The sequence below is a fragment of the Salana multivorans genome (assembly GCF_003751805.1).
GTDB classification, from domain to species: domain Bacteria; phylum Actinomycetota; class Actinomycetes; order Actinomycetales; family Beutenbergiaceae; genus Salana; species Salana multivorans.
The window spans coordinates 720,331-739,295 of record NZ_RKHQ01000002.1 but is presented as its reverse complement, the minus strand read 5'-3'; the positions used below and the strand labels follow the sequence as shown (position 1 = coordinate 739,295).

The following is an 18,965-nucleotide window of genomic DNA, read 5'->3' as shown; positions in this document are numbered from 1 at the left end:
CGTCACCCGGCTCCTAGCGTGAAAGCACCCGATCAACACGACCAAGGAGTCCACGTGACTACCACCGCCAAGACTGAGGTCCAGGACGTCGTCGAGCCCGTCGACGCCACCGATGCGGTCGCCCCGCGCAAGGGCCGGGCCCGGTCCAAGGGCGGGTCCGCCGACGTCGCCCCCGCCGCGAGCGACGACGCCGCGCCCGCCGCCGAGAAGGCGCCCGCGAAGGCCGCCCCCGCCGCCGTCGAGGAGCCCGTCGCTGGAACAGCGATCGACGCGCTCGTCGCGCGGGCCCGGGTGGCGCTGGAGGAGTACGCCGCCTACGACCAGAAGAAGATCGACTACATCGTCGCCAAGGCGGCGGTCGCGGCCCTCGACAAGCACGGCGTCCTCGCCGAGCTCGCCGTGAAGGAGACCGGCCGCGGCGTCTTCGAGGACAAGGCCGTCAAGAACATCTTCGCCTGCGAGCACGTGACCCACTCGATGCGCGACCTGCGCTCGGTCGGCGTCATCAGCAAGGACGAGCTCACGGGCATCACCGAGATCGCCGAGCCCGTCGGCGTCGTCTGCGGGGTCACCCCGGTGACCAACCCGACCTCGACCGCCATCTTCAAGGCGCTCATCTCGCTCAAGACGCGCAACCCGATCGTGTTCGCGTTCCACCCGGGCGCGCAGGAGTGCTCCGTCGCCGCGGCCCGCGTCGTCCGCGACGCCGCCGTCGCTGCCGGTGCCCCCGAGGCGTGCATCCAGTGGGTCGAGGAGCCCTCGCTCCAGGCGACGAGCGAGCTGATGAACCACCCGGGCGTCGCGCTCATCCTCGCGACGGGCGGCAACGCGATGGTCCGCGCCGCCTACTCGTGCGGCAAGCCGGCCCTCGGCGTCGGCGCCGGCAACGTCCCCGCGTACATCACGAAGACGGCGAAGCTCAAGCGCGCGGTCAACGACGTCGTGCTGTCCAAGGCGTTCGACAACGGGATGATCTGCGCCTCCGAGCAGGCCGTCATCATCGACGACGAGGTCTACGACGAGGCGCTGGGGGAGTTCGCCACCCTGCACGCCTACCTGGCCTCGCAAGAGGAGAAGGCGCTGCTCGAGCGGTACATCTTCGGCGTGGAGGCGGGCGACGCGAACTGCGCCGGCGCGAAGCTCAACGCCGCCGTCGTCGGCAAGCTGCCCACCTGGATCGCGGAGCAGGCCGGGTTCTCCGTGCCGGAGCAGACGTCGATCATCCTCGTGCCGGTCAGCGAGGTCGGTCCGGGCGAGCCGCTGACGCGGGAGAAGCTAGGCCCCGTGCTCGCCGTGCTGCGGGCGCACTCCGCCGAGGAGGGCATCCGGCTCTCGGAGGAGATGGTCGAGTTCGACGGTCTCGGACACTCCGCCGCGATCCACACCGAGGACGCCGAGCTGGCCGAGGAGTTCGGCTCGCGCGTCAAGGCCGTCCGGATCATCACGAACGCGCCGAGCTCGCTCGGCGGGATCGGCGACATTTACAACGCCTTCATCCCCTCGCTGACGCTCGGCTGCGGCTCCTACGGTCACAACTCCGTGTCGAACAACGTCTCGGCCATCAACCTCGTCAACATCAAGCGCATCGGGCGGAGGAACAACAACTTGCAGTGGTTCAAGGTCCCGGCGAAGACGTACTTCGAGCCGAACGCGATCCGCTACCTCGCGGACATGCCCGACGTCGAGCGCGTCACGATCGTGACGGACGCCGTCATGACGACGCTCGGGTTCGTCGACCGGGTGATGGACGTGCTCAACCGGCGAGGCAACAAGGTCGCCATCCAGATCATCGACCAGGTCGAGCCCGAGCCCAGCGTGCAGACGGTGCAGCGGGGCGCCGAGCAGATGCGCCACTTCGAGCCGGACACGATCATCGCGCTCGGCGGCGGGTCGCCGATGGACGCCGCGAAGGTCATGTGGCTGCTGTACGAGCACCCGGAGATCAACTTCTCCGACCTCAAGCAGAAGTTCTTCGACGTGCGCAAGCGCGCGTTCCGCTTCCCCGTGCTGGGCAAGATGGCGCAGCTCGTGTGCATCCCGACCTCGTCGGGCACAGGCGCCGAGGTCACGCCGTTCGCGGTCATCTCCGACCCCGACGCCGGCAAGAAGTACCCGCTCGCCGACTACGCGCTGACCCCGTCGGTCGCCATCATCGACCCCGCGCTCACGTCGTCCATGCCGAGGACGCTGGCCGCCGACTCCGGGTTCGACGCCCTGACGCACGCGACCGAGGCCTACACGGCGGTCTACGCCAACGACTTCACGGACGGCCTCGCGCTGCACGCCATCAAGCTCATCTTCGAGAACCTGGCGCAGTCCGTGAACGGGTCGGCCGAGGATCCGCGGACCGTCGAGGCCCGGGAGAAGATGCACAACGCGGGCACCATCGCCGGGATGGCGTTCGGGAACGCCTTCCTCGGGATCGTGCACGCGATGGCCCACGTCGTCGGCTCGACCTACCACCTGGTCCACGGCCGCACCAACGCCACGCTCCTGCCGCACGTCATCCGCTACAACGGGCAGATCCCGACGAAGCTGACGTCCTGGCCGAAGTACGAGCACTACGTCGCGCCCGAGCGGTTCCAGCAGATCGCCCAGCACCTCGGGCTGCCCGCCCGCACGCCGGAGGAGGGTGTCGAGTCCTACGCGCAGGCGGTCGAGTCGCTGCGCGCCCGGATCGGCATCCCGCAGTCCTTCCAGGCGCAGGGCGTCGACGAGACCGAGTTCATCTCGCGTCTCGACGAGGTCGCCACGGGTGCCTACGAGGACCAGTGCGCCCCCGCGAACCCGCGGATGCCGATGCGCGAGGACATGAAGGACATCATGCTCGCCGCGTACTACGGCACCTCGGTCGAGGAGGTCAAGGCTCGTCGCGAGGGAGCCGTGGAGGTCGCCGCCTCCTGATCGGGAGAGGCGGCGGGACCGCGAGCGATCCCGCACGAAAACACCTCGGCCCCGGCCAGCGTGAGCTGGTCGGGGCCGAGGTGTCTCTCGCGCCGGTTCGGGCGGCGCGGCGCCGGTTCGGGCGGCGCGGCGGCGGCCGCAGCGGCCTCAGCGGCCGCGCATCGCCTTGCGGTCGGGGCGGGCGCGCATCGGGTCGACGCCCTTGGGCATCGGCATCTGCAGCTTCGCCAGCGCGGCGAGCCGCTTGCTCACCTCGGCGACCTCGAGCTTCGTGAGGTTGCCCTTCTGCTTGCGCAGCGCCTTGACGAGGCCGGGCAGCGGAACCTGACCCTCCTCGCGGCCGGACTGGATGAGGTGGACCGGGACCTCCGGGATGAGGCGCAGCACGCGCTTGCGCTCGCCCTCGAGGAGACGCTGCTGGACGCCGCGCGAGCCGCCCTCGCCGACGAGGACGACGCCGGGCTTGCCGATCGCGCGGAACACCATCGCCTGGGTGCGCGGGTCGACGGCGACCGGCTGCTCCTCGATGCTCCACCCACGCCGGATCGTGCCGAGCGCGGCAGACACGGCCCCCGGCTGACCCTCGATCCGTCCGTAGGCCGCCTTCTCGGCCCGGCGGGACAGGATGAACATCGCCGCGAGCAGCCCGAACGGGATCGCCAGCACGACGAAGTACCAGAGCATGCCGGGGTTGAGCAGGAACCCGACGAGCACGCCGAGCGCGACGACGCCGAGGAAGGACCCGAGGATCCACCAGGTGACGGCGGGGTCGGACTTCCGCGTCATCTGGAAGACGTCCCAGAGCTGGTGGTACCAGCGGCGCTTCTTCGCGGGGGCAGGGGTGGAGGAGTCTTTACGGGCCATGATGCGGCCAAGCCTACCTGTGGACAGCCACCTGTGGACGACGAGCGGACGGGGCCGTCGATGCGCTGGACTGCGGGGATGACCACGCATCGACCCACCCCGCCGACGCCCGTCGACCTCGCGCGGCGCCGCGCCTCGGCGGCCTCTGCCGGCCGGGCCCGACTCGTCGTCGGGGAGCCGGTCGGACCGGCCGGGTTCGACCCGGCGGCCGGCTGGTTCGACGGCCGGCTCGTCCACGTCCGGCGCCTCCCACCCGGCGCGGGACCGCGGTTGCTGGGCGACCTCGCGCGACTGCCGCCCCGGGAGGAGCTGCTGCGCCCGCTGGCCGTGGTGGGCTCCGGTCCCGCGACGTTCGCGGTGCTCGACCCGCCGACCGCCGTTCCGCTGCTCGCGCTCGTCCGGCGGTGGCGCCGGCCGGACGAGCGCGATCGGCACGGCGGGCGGGTCGAGGACGACGGGCTGGACGGACCCGGTCTGCGCGTCCTGCTGCACGGCCTCGCTGCCGCGCTGGTCCCGATGCACGCGCGCGGGATCGCGGCCGGCTGGCTCGGCCCGGAGAGCGTGCTGGTCGACGCGACCGGGCGTCCCCGGCTGGACCTCGCGCTCTCGATCGGTCACCGGCGCCCGGAGGCGTCGCCCGCGGACGACGCGGTCGCGCTCGGCGTGCTGGCGGGCTGGATCGCGCGGGAGCTGGACATCGAGGTCGGTGCGGCCGTCGGCCTGCTGCTCGACGAGGTGCTCGTCGGCCGGGACCGGGTGCCGGTGCGCGTCGGCGCCGGCCAGGCGGTCCTCGCGCACCCGGGGACCGACGGTCCGTCGGTCGACGACGTGACGGCGTCGTGGCTCGCGCGGCTGCTCGACGCGACGGCTCGCGACGTCGGCACCCGGCCGGTCGCGGTGCCGTCGTGGGTCGACCCGCGCACCCGGCTGCTCCTCGACGCCGTCGGCGACCGGAGGGCGGCGACGGCGCTCGCGTCGCCGGACCGCCCGCGTGGCGGCCGGCTCGGGTGGGGCGTGCTCAGCCGAGGACGGCTCGGGCCGCGTCGTCGATCGTGGGGGAGGTGAAGGTGAACCCGTCGCGGGTCAGCGCCTCCGGCACCACCCGCTGGGACGCGACGAGCTCGCCGCCGAACCCGCCGAGCGCGACGCGGAGCGCCCAGCCGGGCACGGGCAGGACCGCGGGGCGGTGCGCCCGCCGGGCGAGCGTCCTGACGAGGTCACGGTTGCGCGCGGGCTCGGGCGCGGTGAGGTTGACGCCGCCCGTGAGCGAGCTCCCGACGAGGTGGACGAGGGCGTTCACCTCGTCGGTGAGCGTGATCCACGGCCACCACTGCCGGCCCGAGCCCATCGGCCCGGCCAGCCCCAGCCTGACGAGCGGGAGCAGGCGGGCGGCGGCGCCACCGGCCGGGTCGAGCACGATGCCGGTGCGGGCGTGCGCGACGGAGCAGCCGGCCGTCGTCGCCGGGCGGGTCGCGCCCTCCCAGGCGACGCAGAGGTCGGCGAGGAAGCCGTCGCCGGGGCCGCTGGACTCGGTGAGGATCGTCTCGCCCCGATCGCCGTAGTAGCCGACGGCCGAGGCCGTGACGAGCCGGACGGGCGGGTGCCCGGCGGCGACGCGCTGGGCGAGCCGGGCGGCGACGAGCGAGACTGGCCCGGTCCGCGACCGGACGAGCTCGCGCCGGTAGGCGCGGGTCCACCGGTGGGCTGCCACGCCGGCACCGGACAGGATCACGACGGCGGACACCCCGTCGAGCGCGGCGTCGCCGAGGCGGCCGGCCGCGGGATCCCACGACACCTCACCGGCGTCGCGGGGCTCCCGGCGGACGAGCCGGCGCACCCCGTACCCCTCGGCCGCGAGGGCCGAGGCGAGCCGGGAACCGATCAGCCCGGAGGCACCGCCCAGCAGGACGGTCCCTCCGGGCTGAGTCGTCGTCATTGCCGGAGCCGGTCGATCAGATGCCGAGGTCGGCCTCGAACGCGCCCTCCTCGAGGCGCTTGCGCACCGCGGTGAGGTAGCGGCCGGCGTCCGCGCCGTCGACGATCCGGTGGTCGTAGGACAGCGCGAGGTAGACCATCGAACGGATGCCGATCGTCTCGCCCTCGGGCGTCGGGACGACGACCGGGCGCTTGACGATCGTGCCGACGCCGAGGATGGCGACGGTCGGCAGCGGGACGATCGGGGTGTCGAACAGCGCCCCGGCCGAGCCCGTGTTGGTCAGCGTGAAGGTGCCGCCGGACAGCTCGTCGGGACCGATCTTGTTGTCCCGCGTGCGGGCCGCGAGGTCGTTGATCGAGCCGGACAGCTCGGCGATCGTCATGTCGCCGGCGTTCTTCACGACGGGGACGACGAGGCCGCGCGGGGTGTCGACGGCGATCGACAGGTTCTCGGCGTCCGGGTAGACGATCGTGTCGTCCTCGATGCGGGCGTTGAGCTTCGGGTAGGCCTGGAGCGCCTCGACCGCCGCCTTCGCGAAGAACGGCAGGTAGGTCAGCTTGAGGCCAGCCTTCGACTCGAACTCGCCCTTCTTGCGGGCGCGCAGCGCGGCGACCCGCGTGACGTCCACCTCGACCACCGTGGTGAGCTGCGCCATCGTGTGGAGCGAGTCGACCATCCGCGAGGCGATGACCTTGCGCAGGCGCGGCATCTTCTCCGTCGTGCCGCGCTGCTCCGAGACGGGGAGCCGCGTCGAGGCGGCGGCCGGAGCCGCGCCGGACGACGCCGCGGGAGCGGCGGCCTCCGCGGCGGGAGCCTTGGCGGCCTCGGCCGCGGCGAGCACGTCCTGCTTGCGGACCCGGCCACCGACACCGGAGCCCTTGACCGAGGCGAGGTCGACGCCGTGCTGCTGCGCGAGCTTGCGCACGAGCGGCGTCACGTAGACCGGGCCGTCCGACACGGCGGCAGCAGCCGGCGCCGGAGCAGCCGCGGGGGCGGGAGCCGAGGCGGCGGGCGCGGCAGCAGCCGGCGCGGGCGCGGCGGCCGGAGCAGCGGGAGCCGGAGCAGCAGGCGCAGGAGCAGCGGGAGCAGGCTCGATCTCGGCCTCGACGGGCGTCTCGGTGGTGGGCGCTGCGTCGTTCGTGGCGCCCCCGCCCTGCTGGAGCTGGGCGGCGTCGCCGACGACGGCCAGGACGGTGCCGACCTCGACGGTCTCGTCCTCGCCGACCTTGATCGCCAGCACGGTGCCGGCCACGGGGGAGGGGACCTCGGTGTCGACCTTGTCGGTCGAGACCTCCAGGAGGGGCTCGTCCAGCTCGACCGTGTCACCGACCTCCTTGAGCCAGCGCGTCACCGTCCCCTCGGTCACCGACTCACCCAGCGCAGGCAGAGTGATCTCCGTCCCCTCCACGGGGCCGTCGTTCGTCGCGGAGGCGGCCGACGCCGACGCCGACGCGGCGGGCGTCTCGTCCTTGGCGGCCTCGAGCTCCTCCTCGGTGGGTGGCTCGGCCTGGTCGGGCTCCGCCGGTGCGCCCGACTGGGGCTGGGCGCCCGACGCGGTGTCGCCCTCGGCCCCGCCCTGCTGGAGCTGGGCGGCGTCGCCGACGACGGCCAGGACGGTGCCGACCTCGACGGTCTCGTCCTCGCCGACCTTGATCGCCAGCACGGTGCCGGCCACGGGGGAGGGGACCTCGGTGTCGACCTTGTCGGTCGAGACCTCCAGGAGGGGCTCGTCCAGCTCGACCGTGTCACCGACCTCCTTGAGCCAGCGCGTCACCGTCCCCTCGGTCACCGACTCACCCAGCGCAGGCAGAGTGATCTCCGTCCCCTCCACGGGGCCGTCGTTCACGGACATGCTGTCTCCTTCGTGTCTTCGTGTCGCGCGAGTCACCTCGCGCGGACGGCGCAGCCTTGCGCGTCGTCGGGCCAAGCACTCCCGTCTATCTTGGCACCCCCCGCGAGGACGGGGTGCCTCCCACCCGCCGATCCCGGCGAGTGGAGGGTGTGAGCGTCCTCACCGCGAGCGGTGCGGACCTCGGACGGCACGGGCGAACCGTCGACCAACACGGCCGGACCGGTCCCGAGAGCCCTCAGCCGGCGTAGGACTCGACGAGCGCGACGAGCGTGCGCAGGGCCGCCCCCGTCCCGCCCTTCGGCGTGTACCCCCACGGCTTGCCCTCGTTGAACGACGGGCCGGCGATGTCGAGGTGCGCCCACGGCACGTCCCCGACGAACTCCTGGAGGAACAGGCCGGCGGTGAGCATCCCGCCGAACCGGTCGCCGATGTTGGCGAGGTCGGCGATCGGGGAGTCGAGACCCGAGCGCAGGTCCGCGGGCAGCGGCATCGGCCACGCCTGCTCGCCGACCGCGTCCGACGCGGTGACGACGGCGTCGCGCACGGCCGGCGTGCCCATGACGCCGGTGACGCGCGGACCGAGCGCCACGAGCTGGGCGCCGGTGAGCGTCGCGATGTCGACGACGGCGTCGGGCTCGAGGGCCGCGGCGTCGACCAGCGCGTCCGCCATGACGAGGCGGCCCTCGGCGTCGGTGTTGAGCACCTCGACCGTCTTGCCGCCGCGCATCGTGAGGACGTCGCCGGGACGCTGGGCCGAGCCGGACGGCATGTTCTCGGCGAGTGCGAGGAACCCGGTCACCTTGACGGGGATCCCGAGCTCGGCCACGACGCGCACGGTCTCCAGGACCGTCGCGGCGCCCGCCATGTCGCTCTTCATCGTGACCATGCCGGTCGGCGGCTTGAGCGAGAGGCCGCCCGAGTCGAACGTGATGCCCTTGCCGACGAGTGCGACGTGCGCCTTCGCCCGCGCGGGCGACCAGGTGAGCGTGACCAGCCGCGGTTCGTTGGCCGACCCCTGGCCGACGCCGACGATGCCGCCGTACCCACCGGCGCGCAGGCCGGCGAGGTCGAGCACCTCGACCTTCACCTTCGTCCCGCGCAGCTCCTCCTTCGCGCGCTGGGCGAGGTCGGCCGGGGCGAGGTCGCCCGGGCCCGTGTTGACGAGGTCGCGGATCTCGTTGACCCCGCGGGCGAGGATCTCGGCCCGCTCGACGGCCTCCTTGACGGCCTTCGTCCGTGCCTTCGGCGTGAGCACCTCGACGGTCCCGGCGACCTCGGCGTCGCGGTAGCGGCGGAAGCGGTAGGCGCCGAGCAGCGCACCCTCGGCGACCGCGCCCACGACCGCCGGCGAGTCGGTCGGCGCGAGCACGGCCACGCGCTCCCGCGCCGGTGCGCCCCGCAGCGCGGCGCCGACCGCGCGCCGGACGGCCTCGGCCCCGGCCGGCCCGTCGTCGAGCACGGCGTCGCCGAGGCCGGCGAGGACGACGACGTCGGCCGTCACGATCGCGGGGGCGGGGATCGGGGTGACCTCGTCGGCTGCCCCCTCGAGACCGAGCGCCGCGACGGCGTCGGCGAGCTCCTCGGCCAGCGTCGAGGCGCCGGGGGCGAGCACGCGCGGTGACCCCCCGTCCCGCTGGAGCAGGACGACGAGGACCTGCGCGTCGGCGGTCTCGGGGGTCCGCGTGGTGAGGCGGACCTGCGTGGCGGGCTGGGCTGGCGCGGAACGGCGAGGCGTTGGCATACGTCGATGTTAGGAGACGGACGCGCCGCGCGGGGCCGGGCTGTGGACGGCGCAGGTGAAGTCGTGCGTGCCGCCCCCGACGACGTGCCGTGTTCCGTCGGGCAGGACGACGTCGGCCGGCACGCCGTCCGGGATCTCCACCCGGAGGCGGAACACGTCGCCGTCGACGGACCACGACGACTCGATCCGCCCGACCCGGGCGTCGTACGCGCACCGGGCGCGATCGATCCCGGGACCGGGGACGGGCTGGACGAGCACCCGCCGGTAGCCGGGCTCGGCCGGCCGGATCCCGCCGACCACCTGGTAGATCCAGTCGGCGACCGCACCGAGCGCGTAATGGTTGAAGGACGTCATCTCACCGGGGTTGATGGTGCCGTCGGGCAGCATCGAGTCCCAGCGCTCCCAGATCGTCGTGGCGCCCATCGTCACGGGGTAGAGCCACGACGGGCACTCCCGCTCGAGCAGCAGCCGGTAGGCGACGTCGGGGTAGCCGTGCTCCGACAGCGCCCAGGTGACGAACGGCGTGCCGGCGAACCCCGTCGTGACGCGATGGTCGCCGGCCGCGACGATCTCGGCGAGCCGGGCGGCGGCGCGGGCGTCCTCCCCCTCGTCCAGCAGCCCGAGCCGCAGCGCGAGCGCGTAGACCGTGGCACAGTCCGACCGCACGCGCAGGCCGTCGGCGTCGTCCGTGACGTAGTGCGTCCGGAACGCCGAGCGCAGCCGGGCGGCGAGTGCGGTCCACCGGGCCGCGTCCTCGTCGTGGCCGAGGACGGTCGCCGCCTCGGCGGCGAACGCGGCCGAGTGGTGGAGGGCTGCCGTGGCGACCACCCCGGGGTCGGCCTTGGCGGCCGCCGGGTCGTCCGGCGGCGCGTCGGGGTCGAGCCAGTCCGCGAGCTGCCACGTCCCGTCCCACAGCCCGGAGGCGGACAGGACCGGCTCGACGGACTCGAGGTGCGCGACCATCCCCGGGTAGTGCGCGGCGAGCCGGTCGACGTCGCCGTACGCCCACCACAGCGCGCGGGGCACCCAGCACGCGGCGTCGGACCACACGGCCTGCGGCGTGCGCCAGACCTCCCACGAGTCGAGGTCGAGACGACCGTGCCGCACGAGGAACGGCACGATCACGGGGACGAACCCGACGGCGCGCGTCTCGTGCGCGAGGTCGATCAGCCACGAGTGGAGGAGGTCGGCCGCGTCGAACTGGAACGCGGCGGTCGCGGCGTAGGCGGCGATGTCGCCGGTCCAGCCCAGCCGCTCGTCGCGCTGCGGGCAGTCGGTCGGCAGCGCGAGGAAGTTGCCCTTCTGCCCCCACACGCTGTTGCGGACGAGCTGGTCGACGAGCGGCTCGGAGCACTCGAACTCCGCGGTGGGGCGCATCGCCGTGTGCACGACGACCGCCTCGATCGCGTCCGGCGCGAGCGTGCCGGCCTCGACCGCCGCGACGAGGTCGTCCGGCCAGCCCGTCAGCTCGGCATAGCGGAAGCCGTGGAAGGTGAGGGTCGGCTCGAACGTCTCGGGCCCGCCCGTGCCGGCGAGGACGAACGTGTCGGTCGCCGTGGCCAGGCGCAGCGGGCGCGTGCCCAACTCGCCGTGCTCCAGCACCTCGGCGTGCCGGGCCGTGATCTCGGTGCCGGCGGGGCCGGCCACGCGCAGCCGCAGCCACCCGACGAGGTTCTGCCCGAAGTCGAGGAGCACCCGGCCACTCGGCGAGCGCCACACGCGCCGGGGTCGCAGCACCTCGTGCCGTCGGACCGGCTCGGCGACCCGCGGCGTGAGCAGCACGGGGTCGAGGTCGCGGGTGCGGACGGCGACGGCGCGGCCGGCACCGGCCCGCAGGCGGGCGTCGATCCGCTGGCCGAGGTAGAGGTTGTTGGCCGTGACGTCGCACGTGCGAGCGGACCACGCGTCGTCCGTGACGACGACCTGACGGGTGCCGTCGACGTAGGTGATCTCGAGCGCAGCGAGCAGCCCGAGGTCCTCGCCGTAGCTCGCCTCCGCCGCGGCGAAGCCGAGGTCGCCGCGCCACCAGCCGTTGCCGAGGCGGGCCGACAGGGTCAGCGAGCGCGTGCCGGGCGCCCCGTCCCGCACGGCGGTCGTCACGTCCCACGCGGCGACGTCGAGCCGCTGCTCGTACGCGGTCCAGCCGGGGGTCAGGAGGTCCTCGCTCGCCGGGGTCCCGTCGAGGAACGCCTCGACGACGCCGTGCGCCGTGACGAGCAGGCGGGCGGCGCGCACGTCGGAGCGGGGCCGGTCGAGGTCGACGCGACGGATCAGCTCGACCGCCTCGCCGCGGTCGAGGCTCCCGCCCGGCGGTGGCGTCGGGACGAGGAGGCGCGCGCCGGCGAGCGGCGCGAGGTCGGGGTGGAGGGTCGACGGCGTGGGCTGCGTCTCGGACGACGTCACTGGCGGCACGGGATCACGGTAGGAGTGAATCGTTACAGCCGTCAACGGTCCGCCGCCCGTCAGGAGTCGCCGTCCACCGCGGCTCCGGCCGCCCTAGGGTTGTCGCGTGCTCCCGCTCCTCCTGGTCGTCGGTCTGCTCGCGCTGCTGCTCGGGGCGTGGGCCGGGCTCCGCGCCGTCCGCGACCAGCCGATGGTCGGGTCGCAGGTGCCGGCGATCGGCGTGGTCGAGCTCGCGCTCGTCGTGCAGACCGTCGTGGTCGCGGTCGGCATGTCGAACGGCGCGACGAGCGCCGACCCGATGCTCCTGTGGGGCTACCTGGTGACGCAGCTCGTCCTGCTGCCGGTGGCGTTCGCCTGGGCGTTCGTCGAGCGGACGCGGTGGAGCTCGGTCGTCCTGGCGGTGGTGTGCGTGGTCGTCGTCGTGCTCCAGGTCCGGATCTGGCAGATCTGGCTCGGCTAGCCCGGCGTGGTCCGGCACGCACCCCGCCCCTCGGGTGCGGGATGATGAGCCGGTGTCGACCGAGCCTCCTGACGCCGTGACCCCGCCCCACCCCGAGCCCGCGGACCCGCGGCCGCGCGCCTACGGTGCCGGACGGGCCCTCGTCCTCGTCTACGGCATCCTCGCGCTGGCCGCGACGGCGCGGTCCGTCTACCAGCTCCTCACCAAGCCCGAGGAGGCGCCGCTCGCGTACTGGCTCTCGCTCGTCGCCGCCGTCATCTACGTCGTCGCCACGATCGCGCTGGCGCACAACGGCGTCCGGATGAGGCGGATCGCCTGGGCCGCCGTCCTCGTCGAGCTGGTCGGCGTCCTCACGGTCGGCCTGTGGTCCTTCCTCCGCCCGGAGGACTTCCCCGAGGCGACGGTGTGGTCGCACCTGGGCCAGGGCTACGGGTACGTCCCGCTCGTGCTGCCGTTCCTCGGGATCGCCTGGCTGATGCGCTCGGACCCGGCGCGCATCGCGCGGCAGTAGCGTCGCAGTAGGTTGGACGTCGTGGCCCACCCCCTCTACACCGCCCTGTTCCGCACCGTCTTCGTGCGGATGGACCCCGAGTCGGCGCACCACCACGCGGCACGCGCGATCGAGCTCGCGGGACGGTTCGCGCCGACCCGGGCCCTCATGGCCGCGACCTTCGGCCGGACCGGCCGGACCGGTGCCCCGGGGTCGCTCGAGCTGTTCGGCCGCCACCTCTCCTCCCCGCTCGGGGCGGCCGCCGGGTTCGACAAGGAGGCCCGGATGGTCCGCGGACTCACGGCGCTCGGGTTCTCCCACGTCGAGATCGGGACGGTGACGGCGCACGCCCAGCCCGGCAACGAGCCGCCGCGGCTGTGGCGCCGGGTCGGCGAGCGCGCCCTGGTCAACCGGATGGGCTTCAACAACTCCGGGTCGGCGGCGGTCGCGGCCCGACTCGCGCGGCTGCGGCGCACGCGGTGGGGCGCGGCCGCCGTCGTCGGCGTCAACATCGGCAAGACGAAGGCGACGCCGCCCGAGCACGCGGCCCAGGACTACGCGCTGTCGGCGTCCGCCCTGGCCCGCTACGCCGACTACCTCGTCGTCAACGTCTCCAGCCCGAACACGCCGGGCCTGCGGGACCTGCAGGCCGTCGACTCCCTTCGGCCGATCCTCGAGGCAGCGCAGCTCGCGGCCGACGCGTCGGCTCGTCGCCGCGTCCCGGTGCTGGTCAAGATCGCGCCCGACCTGTCCGACGACGACGTCCGCGCCGTGTGCGACCTCGTCGCCGAGCTCGACCTCGCCGGGGTGGTGGCCACCAACACGACCATCGACCACGACTTCGGCCCCGGCGGGCTGTCGGGGCCGCCCGTGCGGGCGCGAGCGCTCGAGGTCGTGCGGATCGTCCGCAGCGAGCTGGGACCCGAGCGCGTCGTCATCGGCGTCGGCGGCATCTCCGCGCCGGAGGACGCCGTCGCCCTGCTCGACGCCGGAGCCGATCTCGTGCAGGCCTACACGGCCTTCATCTACAGCGGGCCGGCCTGGCCGGGGGCCATGGCGCGCGCGCTCAACCGTCGGGCGAGCACGGACTGAGGACGCGCCGCCCCGGGACGGGCCGATCGAACCGGGCCGGCTCGGCCGGCCGGCCGGCCGGCCGAGGATCAGCTCGGGTACTCGCCGCGCTTGTTCTGCGGCTTGGGCATGCGCGTCGGGCGGAGCTGGAACGAGCGGAGCACGGCGTACATGACGCCGCCCTTCTGGACCCGGTCCGCACCGTACTTCGCGGTGAGCTGCTTGCGGATCCGTCGGCCGACGAGCACGGCGTCGACCACGGCGACGCCGACCAGGCCGTAGAGCGCGAGCAGCAGCGGCAGCGCGAAGCGGGCATCGTTGCCGAAGACGAACGTCGCGATGACGAAGACGAAGGCGATCGGGAGGAAGAACTCCCCGAGCGACCAGCGGGCGTCGACGTAGTCGCGGATGTAGCGGCGCTGCTCGCCGCGGTGCTGGGCCGGCAGGTGCTTCTCGTCGCCCGTGACCATCGCCTCGTTCATCCGCTGGCGGGCCTCGGCGTTCGCCTTGCGCTGCGCCGCGCGGGCCGCCTTCGGGTCGTTGACGACGAGCGGACGCCGGTTCTTCGACTCCGCCTCCCTGCGCCGGGGCGTCGGGCGGCCCTTCCCCGAGGACGTCACACCGCCGGCAGCGGTCTCGACGTCGGCGGAGGAGATCGTGGAGGCGGGGGCGTCCTGCGCCTGCGGCACGACCTCGGGGGCAGTCTGGTCCTTCTTGCGTCCGAGCACCGCTCCAGGGTAGTCGAGTCGGTAGGTTCTCCCTGTGCCCAGCGACAGCCCGACCCAGCCCGTGCCCGACCGTCCCGCCCCCTCCTCCCTCGAGGGGCTTCCCCTGACGCGCCAGTCCGTCGACCGGCTCCGCGCCGCCGTCGACGACGCGTTCGGCTCGCTCGTCGGCGAGCTGGAGGCGCTCGTGCGCATCCCGTCCGTCTCGGCTCCCGCATTCGAGCAGGAGCACGTCGAGCGGAGCGCTGCCGCCGTCGCCGACCTGCTGCGCGACGCCGGCCTGACGCAGGTGCGGGTCACCCGCGTGCCCGGCGGTCGCCCGGCCGTCCTTGGCCACCGTGCCGGACCGGACGGTGCGCCGCACGTGCTGCTCTACGCGCACCACGACGTCCAGCCGCCCGGCGAGGGCTGGAGCACCGAGCCGTTCGAGCCGCACCGGGTGGGCGAGCGACTGTTCGGTCGCGGGGCGGCCGACGACAAGGCCGGCGTCGTCGCCCACGTCGGCGCGCTGCGCGCCATCGGCGCGACGTACGGCGAGGAGTGGCCGGTATCCGTCACCGTCTTCGTCGAGGGCGAGGAGGAGATCGGCTCCCCGACGTTCGCGCCCTTCCTGCGGGCGCACGCGGAGGAGCTCGCGGCCGACGTCGTGGTCGTCGCCGACTCGACGAACTGGAAGGTCGGCATCCCGGCACTCACGACGTCCCTGCGCGGGCTGGTCGACGTCGAGGTCCAGGTGGACGTCCTCGACCACGCCGTCCACTCGGGCATGTTCGGCGGCCCCGTCCTCGACGCGCTCACGCTGCTGTCCCGGCTCGTCGCGACGCTGCACGACGACGACGGGGCGGTCGCGATCGCGGGCCTCGTCACCTCCGACGAGGCGGACGTCGACTACCCCGAGGCCGAGCTGCGCGCCGAGGCCGGGGTGCTCGACGGCGTCCGGCTCGCCGGGCGGGGCGCGCTCGCCGCGCGGCTGTGGCGGCAGCCCGCGCTGGCCGTCATCGGGATCGACGCGCCGAGCATCGCGCACTCCTCGAACACGATCCGGCACACGGCCCGCGCCAAGCTGAGCCTGCGGGTCGCGCCGGGCCAGGACCCGGTCGCGGCCGAGGAGGCGCTCACGGCCCACCTGCTCGGGAACGCCCCGTTCGGCGCTCGCGTCAGCGTGACGCCGGGGGAGCGGGGCACGGCGTTCCTGGCCCCGGGCGACGCTCCGGCGATGGCGCTCGCGCGGGCGGCCTTCGAGGCGGCCTGGGGGGTGCGGCCCGTCGACACGGGGGTCGGTGGCTCGATCCCGTTCATCGCGGACCTGCTCGACCTCGCACCCGAGGCGACCATCCTCATCACCGGCGTCGAGGACCCCGACTCGCGCGCGCACGGAGCGGACGAGTCCGTCCACCTCGGTGAGCTGGCGCGGGCGACGACGGCCGAGGCGATCCTGCTGGCCGCCATCGGTGCGGCGAGCGACCGGTCGGACTGAGGCGTCGTGCGTGTCCTGCTCGGCGCGGCGCGCGTCGGTGACGTCCCGGCGACCCGCGCGCTCGCGGCGCTGCGCCGCGGCTGGCTGGCGGGCAACCCCGAGGCCGAGGTGGTGGGCGTGGTGTGCTCGGACGCTGGACACGACCTGCTCGACGCGATCGAGTCCGCGCGCGGCGGCGAGCGGGTGGTCGTGCCCGTCCTCGACCGCGACGGCGCCCGGTCGCTGCCGGCGCTGATCCTCCTCGTCGACGGCACGGCCTACGTGCAGGCCGTCGACGTGCTCGGGTCGGTGATCGACCCGGACGGCGCGTCCGACGTGCCCGACGTGTCGCGCGACGAGTCCGGCGTGTCGCGCGACGGTCCCGACGCGGTGGCGCGGAGGACGTCGTTCGGCGTGGGGCAGCTCGTCCTCGCGGCCGCGGCGACGGGCGCGCGACGGGTCGTCGTCGGCTGCGGCGACGCCGAGCTGCTCGACCTGGGCGTCGGGTTCCTCGCCGCGCTCGGCGGCCTCGACGCGGGGGCGCTCGCGTCGGGGGCGCTCGATGCTGGTGCTCGCGAGGCGGGAGCTCCGGGCGTGCCCGGAACCGCCGTCGGGAGCGATGCGCTCGACGAGATCGTCACGGACGCGCGAGCCGCGCTGGTCGGGACGGAGCTCGTCCTCGCCGCGGCGAGCGACCGGACCGCACGGGGTCTGCGCGGGGCGGCGTCCGCGCTCGGGGGGCTCGTGGGCCAGGAGACGGCGGCCGCCTGGGACGCGGCGCTCGCCCCGACCGAGCGGACGCTCGCCGACGCTGCCGCCCGCAGCCGCCGGCCCGACCTGCTGGCGGGGGAGGGCGTGGCGCCGCGCGCGAGTGCCGTCCCCGGCTCGGGTGCGGGCGGCGGGCTCGGCCTCGCCGTGCTGGCGCTCGGCGGGCGGGTCGTGTCGGGCGCGGCGTTCGTCGCGGCCGAGACGGGGCTCGCGGGGCGCGCCGGGGAGATCGACCTCGCCGTCAGCCTGTCCGATCGGGTGGACCCGCTCGAGGCGGACCGCGGCGTGCTCGGCGCGGTCTCCGCGGTGGCGCGCGCGCAGGGAGCAGCGGCCCTCGCGCTCGGGCGCACCGGCACGCTCGACCGGCGGGCCGGCGCGCCGCACGGGGTCTCCGCCGCGGCGTCCGTGCCCGGCGACGAGGACGGGATCGAGGCGGCGGGACGGCGCCAGGGCGCGGCGTGGCGCTGGTGACGCCGAGAGCGAACGTGACCGGCGCGACATCCCCGTCCGTCCCGGGCGACGTACCCTTGAGTGAGGGGACCGCGCCGCCCAGGCGACGGCCCGACCCGAGAGGTGCGTGAGGAGCAGCCATGACGCAGACCACTGAGAGCGCGGGCGAGACGATCGTCGAGCCGACCCACGAGGTCGGCCTCACCGAGGTCGCGGCGGCCAAGGTCCGCTCGCTCCTGGAGCAGGAGGGCCGGGACGACCTGCGGCTGCGGATCGCGGTCCAGCCCGGCGGCTGCTCCGGCCTCATCTACCAGCTCTACTTCGACGAGCGCCTGCTCGACGGCGACGTCGTGCGCGACTTCGACGGCGTCGAGGTCGTCGTGGACCGGATGAGCGTGCCCTACCTCGCCGGCGCGACGATCGACTTCGCCGACACCATCGCCAAGCAGGGCTTCACGATCGACAACCCGAACGCCCAGGGCTCCTGCGCCTGCGGCGACTCGTTCAGCTAGTCGATCCGCCTCGGGCGGGCCGCGCACGCGCGGCGCCGCCCGCTGCCCCCATCTGAACCCCATCGCCCTCACAGGTCGCGTCCAGGTGCGTCGGGTAGACCTGGGATCCTGCGCGGCGGACCCGCGCCGTCCCACGACCGAACCACCCACGCGCCGTCACAGCGACGGTGCCACCGCAAGGAGCTCCGTGCGCCGTCACCCCGTCATCGCCGTCATCTCTGCCCTCGCGGCAGCCTCCCTGCTCGCCGCGTGCGCGAGCGACGAGGGCACCGAGTCCTCCCCGAGCGCCTCGGGCAGCCCGTCGGCGTCGGCCTCGACGCCGACCCAGGAGGCCACCGTCGCCGGCTCCGACGTCGGGTTCGAGGCGAGCGGAGAGTTCGGCGAGAAGCCGACGCTCACGTTCGGGAGCGACACGGCGCCCGCCGGGCTCCAGGTCGCCGTCGCGAGCGAGGGCGACGGACCCGAGATCACGGCCGACGACTACGTCACCGCCAACTACTACGGCGCCGTGTGGGGCTCCGACACCCCCTTCGACAACTCCTACGACCGCGGCACGCCGCTCGGGTCGGGGCTCGCCAGCCTCATCACCGGCTGGGGCATCGGGCTCGAGGGGCAGCACGTCGGGTCGCGGATCCTCATCACCATCCCGCCGGAGCTCGGCTACGGTCCGGTCGGCGGCTCCTCCGACGGGTCGATCGGCGCGGACGACACGATCGTCTTCGTCGTCGACGTCATCGCCGCCACCTCGCTCGACGCGCTCGGCGAGGCCGACGCGACGCCGACCGGTGCGGAGGTCCCGGTGACCTGGGACGGCGAGCTGGGCGAGCCGGTCACGGCCGTCACGGTCGCGGACGGCAGCGCCGCGCCGGCCGAGCTGACCGGCACGGTGCTGGCGGGCGGCACGGGCGCCACGATCGCCGAGGGCGACACCCTGTTCTTCCAGTACACGCTCACGACCTGGGACAACGCCGACTCCGAGAGCTCGTGGCGGACGCTCGGTGGGTCCGGCGTGCAGTCGCTCCCCGTCGGCAGCGGGTCGGTGTTCGACTCCTTCGTCGGCGCGCACGTCGGCTCGCGCGTGCTCGTCCAGGTCCCGGCCAGCCAGGACTCCGAGGAGTCCCAGGCGCTGGCCGTCGTGGCCGACATCGTCGCCAGCATCCCGGCCGCGGGCTGACCGCACGTCAACGACCCGGCCCGCGATCGGCGCGCGGCCGGCTCGTGGCGGCCGGTTGGTCGACGGCTGCGTGACGGCGCCCCTCCGGCCGCGCCGTCGGTCGGCGACCGGCGCTGGGACGGTGCCCGCGCGGCCCGGCGCCGCCTCGGCGGGGGCCGT

At 74.5% G+C, this 18,965-nt stretch carries 15 protein-coding genes; 9 read left to right on the top strand and 6 right to left on the bottom strand.

The genetic code is table 11. The features are described 5' to 3' along the window. Positions 1-264 precede the first annotated feature (264 nt). Entirely contained in the window at positions 265-2,904 is a 2,640-nt protein-coding gene (adhE, locus tag EDD28_RS15540; RefSeq protein WP_123740969.1) for a bifunctional acetaldehyde-CoA/alcohol dehydrogenase, read from the top strand. 147 nt (positions 2,905-3,051) lie between these two features. Here adhE and EDD28_RS15535 read toward each other — a convergent pair whose 3' ends face one another. Further along, positions 3,052-3,768, bottom strand: coding sequence for a DUF4191 domain-containing protein (locus tag EDD28_RS15535; RefSeq protein WP_123740636.1), 717 nt, complete (start codon positions 3,766-3,768; stop codon positions 3,052-3,054). A 78-nt stretch (positions 3,769-3,846) separates the two neighbouring features. Between EDD28_RS15535 and EDD28_RS15530 the strand changes: the two genes are divergently transcribed. Continuing rightward, positions 3,847-4,833, top strand: a complete 987-nt coding sequence (locus tag EDD28_RS15530) for a hypothetical protein (RefSeq protein WP_148059644.1) — start codon at positions 3,847-3,849, stop codon at positions 4,831-4,833. Here EDD28_RS15530 and EDD28_RS15525 read toward each other — a convergent pair. The 4 genes from EDD28_RS15525 to EDD28_RS15510 all read right to left on the bottom strand — a co-directional run bounded on the left by EDD28_RS15525 (position 4,787) and on the right by EDD28_RS15510 (position 11,709). Continuing rightward, the gene (locus tag EDD28_RS15525; RefSeq protein WP_123740634.1) at positions 4,787-5,704 is read right to left on the bottom strand and encodes a TIGR01777 family oxidoreductase; all 918 of its coding nucleotides are present in this window, start codon (positions 5,702-5,704) and stop codon (positions 4,787-4,789) included. The genes EDD28_RS15530 and EDD28_RS15525 overlap by 47 nt on opposite strands. Positions 5,705-5,720: 16 nt before the next feature. Continuing rightward, entirely contained in the window at positions 5,721-7,556 is a 1,836-nt protein-coding gene (gene sucB / locus EDD28_RS15520) for a 2-oxoglutarate dehydrogenase, E2 component, dihydrolipoamide succinyltransferase (RefSeq protein WP_123740633.1), read from the bottom strand. Between the two features lie 235 nt (positions 7,557-7,791). Then, positions 7,792-9,297, bottom strand: a complete 1,506-nt coding sequence (locus tag EDD28_RS15515; RefSeq protein WP_123740632.1) for a leucyl aminopeptidase — start codon at positions 9,295-9,297, stop codon at positions 7,792-7,794. Positions 9,298-9,306: 9 nt separating this feature from the next. Beyond that, on the bottom strand, positions 9,307-11,709 hold the full coding sequence (locus EDD28_RS15510; RefSeq protein ID WP_245968117.1) for an alpha-L-rhamnosidase: 2,403 nt from the start codon (positions 11,707-11,709) through the stop codon (positions 9,307-9,309). 97 nt (positions 11,710-11,806) lie between these two features. Here EDD28_RS15510 and EDD28_RS15505 point away from each other — a divergent pair, with 97 nt between their 5' ends. Genes EDD28_RS15505 through EDD28_RS15495 form a run of 3 tightly spaced genes read left to right on the top strand, consistent with a single transcriptional unit; the run spans position 11,807 to position 13,742 of the window. Next, on the top strand, positions 11,807-12,160 hold the full coding sequence (locus EDD28_RS15505; RefSeq protein WP_123740631.1) for a hypothetical protein: 354 nt from the start codon (positions 11,807-11,809) through the stop codon (positions 12,158-12,160). A gap of 52 nt (positions 12,161-12,212) precedes the next feature. After that, on the top strand, positions 12,213-12,671 hold the full coding sequence (locus tag EDD28_RS15500; protein ID WP_245968116.1) for a hypothetical protein: 459 nt from the start codon (positions 12,213-12,215) through the stop codon (positions 12,669-12,671). Positions 12,672-12,692: 21 nt separating this feature from the next. After that, the gene (locus EDD28_RS15495; RefSeq protein ID WP_123740630.1) at positions 12,693-13,742 is read left to right on the top strand and encodes a quinone-dependent dihydroorotate dehydrogenase; all 1,050 of its coding nucleotides are present in this window, start codon (positions 12,693-12,695) and stop codon (positions 13,740-13,742) included. 68 nt (positions 13,743-13,810) lie between these two features. Here the strand turns inward: EDD28_RS15495 and EDD28_RS15490 are convergent, their stop codons facing one another. Continuing rightward, positions 13,811-14,449: a DUF3043 domain-containing protein gene (locus EDD28_RS15490; protein WP_245968115.1), complete on the bottom strand. Its 639-nt coding sequence runs from the start codon at positions 14,447-14,449 to the stop codon at positions 13,811-13,813. A 34-nt stretch (positions 14,450-14,483) separates the two neighbouring features. On the opposite strand from EDD28_RS15490, the gene EDD28_RS15485 reads away from it, so the two are divergent. The 4 genes from EDD28_RS15485 (at position 14,484) to EDD28_RS18150 (ending at position 18,806) form a co-directional block, all read left to right on the top strand. After that, entirely contained in the window at positions 14,484-15,923 is a 1,440-nt protein-coding gene (locus EDD28_RS15485) for a dipeptidase (RefSeq protein WP_281860579.1), read from the top strand. Positions 15,924-15,929: 6 nt separating this feature from the next. Beyond that, a complete protein-coding gene (locus tag EDD28_RS15480; RefSeq protein ID WP_123740629.1) occupies positions 15,930-17,141 on the top strand; it encodes a glycerate kinase in 1,212 nt (403 codons plus the stop codon). Positions 17,142-17,260: 119 nt separating this feature from the next. Next, positions 17,261-17,632, top strand: a complete 372-nt coding sequence (locus EDD28_RS15475) for a HesB/IscA family protein (RefSeq protein WP_123740628.1) — start codon at positions 17,261-17,263, stop codon at positions 17,630-17,632. A 187-nt stretch (positions 17,633-17,819) separates the two neighbouring features. Continuing rightward, positions 17,820-18,806: an FKBP-type peptidyl-prolyl cis-trans isomerase gene (locus EDD28_RS18150; protein WP_148059643.1), complete on the top strand. Its 987-nt coding sequence runs from the start codon at positions 17,820-17,822 to the stop codon at positions 18,804-18,806. Positions 18,807-18,965: the final 159 nt, after the last annotated feature.

Bases quoted from the DNA above. Each gene is read 5' to 3' on its own strand.
- EDD28_RS15535 (WP_123740636.1), bottom strand. From the start codon at position 3,768: ATGGCCCGTAAAGACTCCTCCACCCCTGCCCCCGCGAAGAAGCGCCGC.
- EDD28_RS15530 (WP_148059644.1), top strand. From the start codon at position 3,847: ATGACCACGCATCGACCCACCCCGCCGACGCCCGTCGACCTCGCGCGG.
- EDD28_RS15525 (WP_123740634.1), bottom strand. From the start codon at position 5,704: ATGACGACGACTCAGCCCGGAGGGACCGTCCTGCTGGGCGGTGCCTCC.
- sucB (WP_123740633.1), bottom strand. From the start codon at position 7,556: ATGTCCGTGAACGACGGCCCCGTGGAGGGGACGGAGATCACTCTGCCT.
- EDD28_RS15515 (WP_123740632.1), bottom strand. From the start codon at position 9,297: ATGCCAACGCCTCGCCGTTCCGCGCCAGCCCAGCCCGCCACGCAGGTC.
- EDD28_RS15475 (WP_123740628.1), top strand. From the start codon at position 17,261: ATGACGCAGACCACTGAGAGCGCGGGCGAGACGATCGTCGAGCCGACC.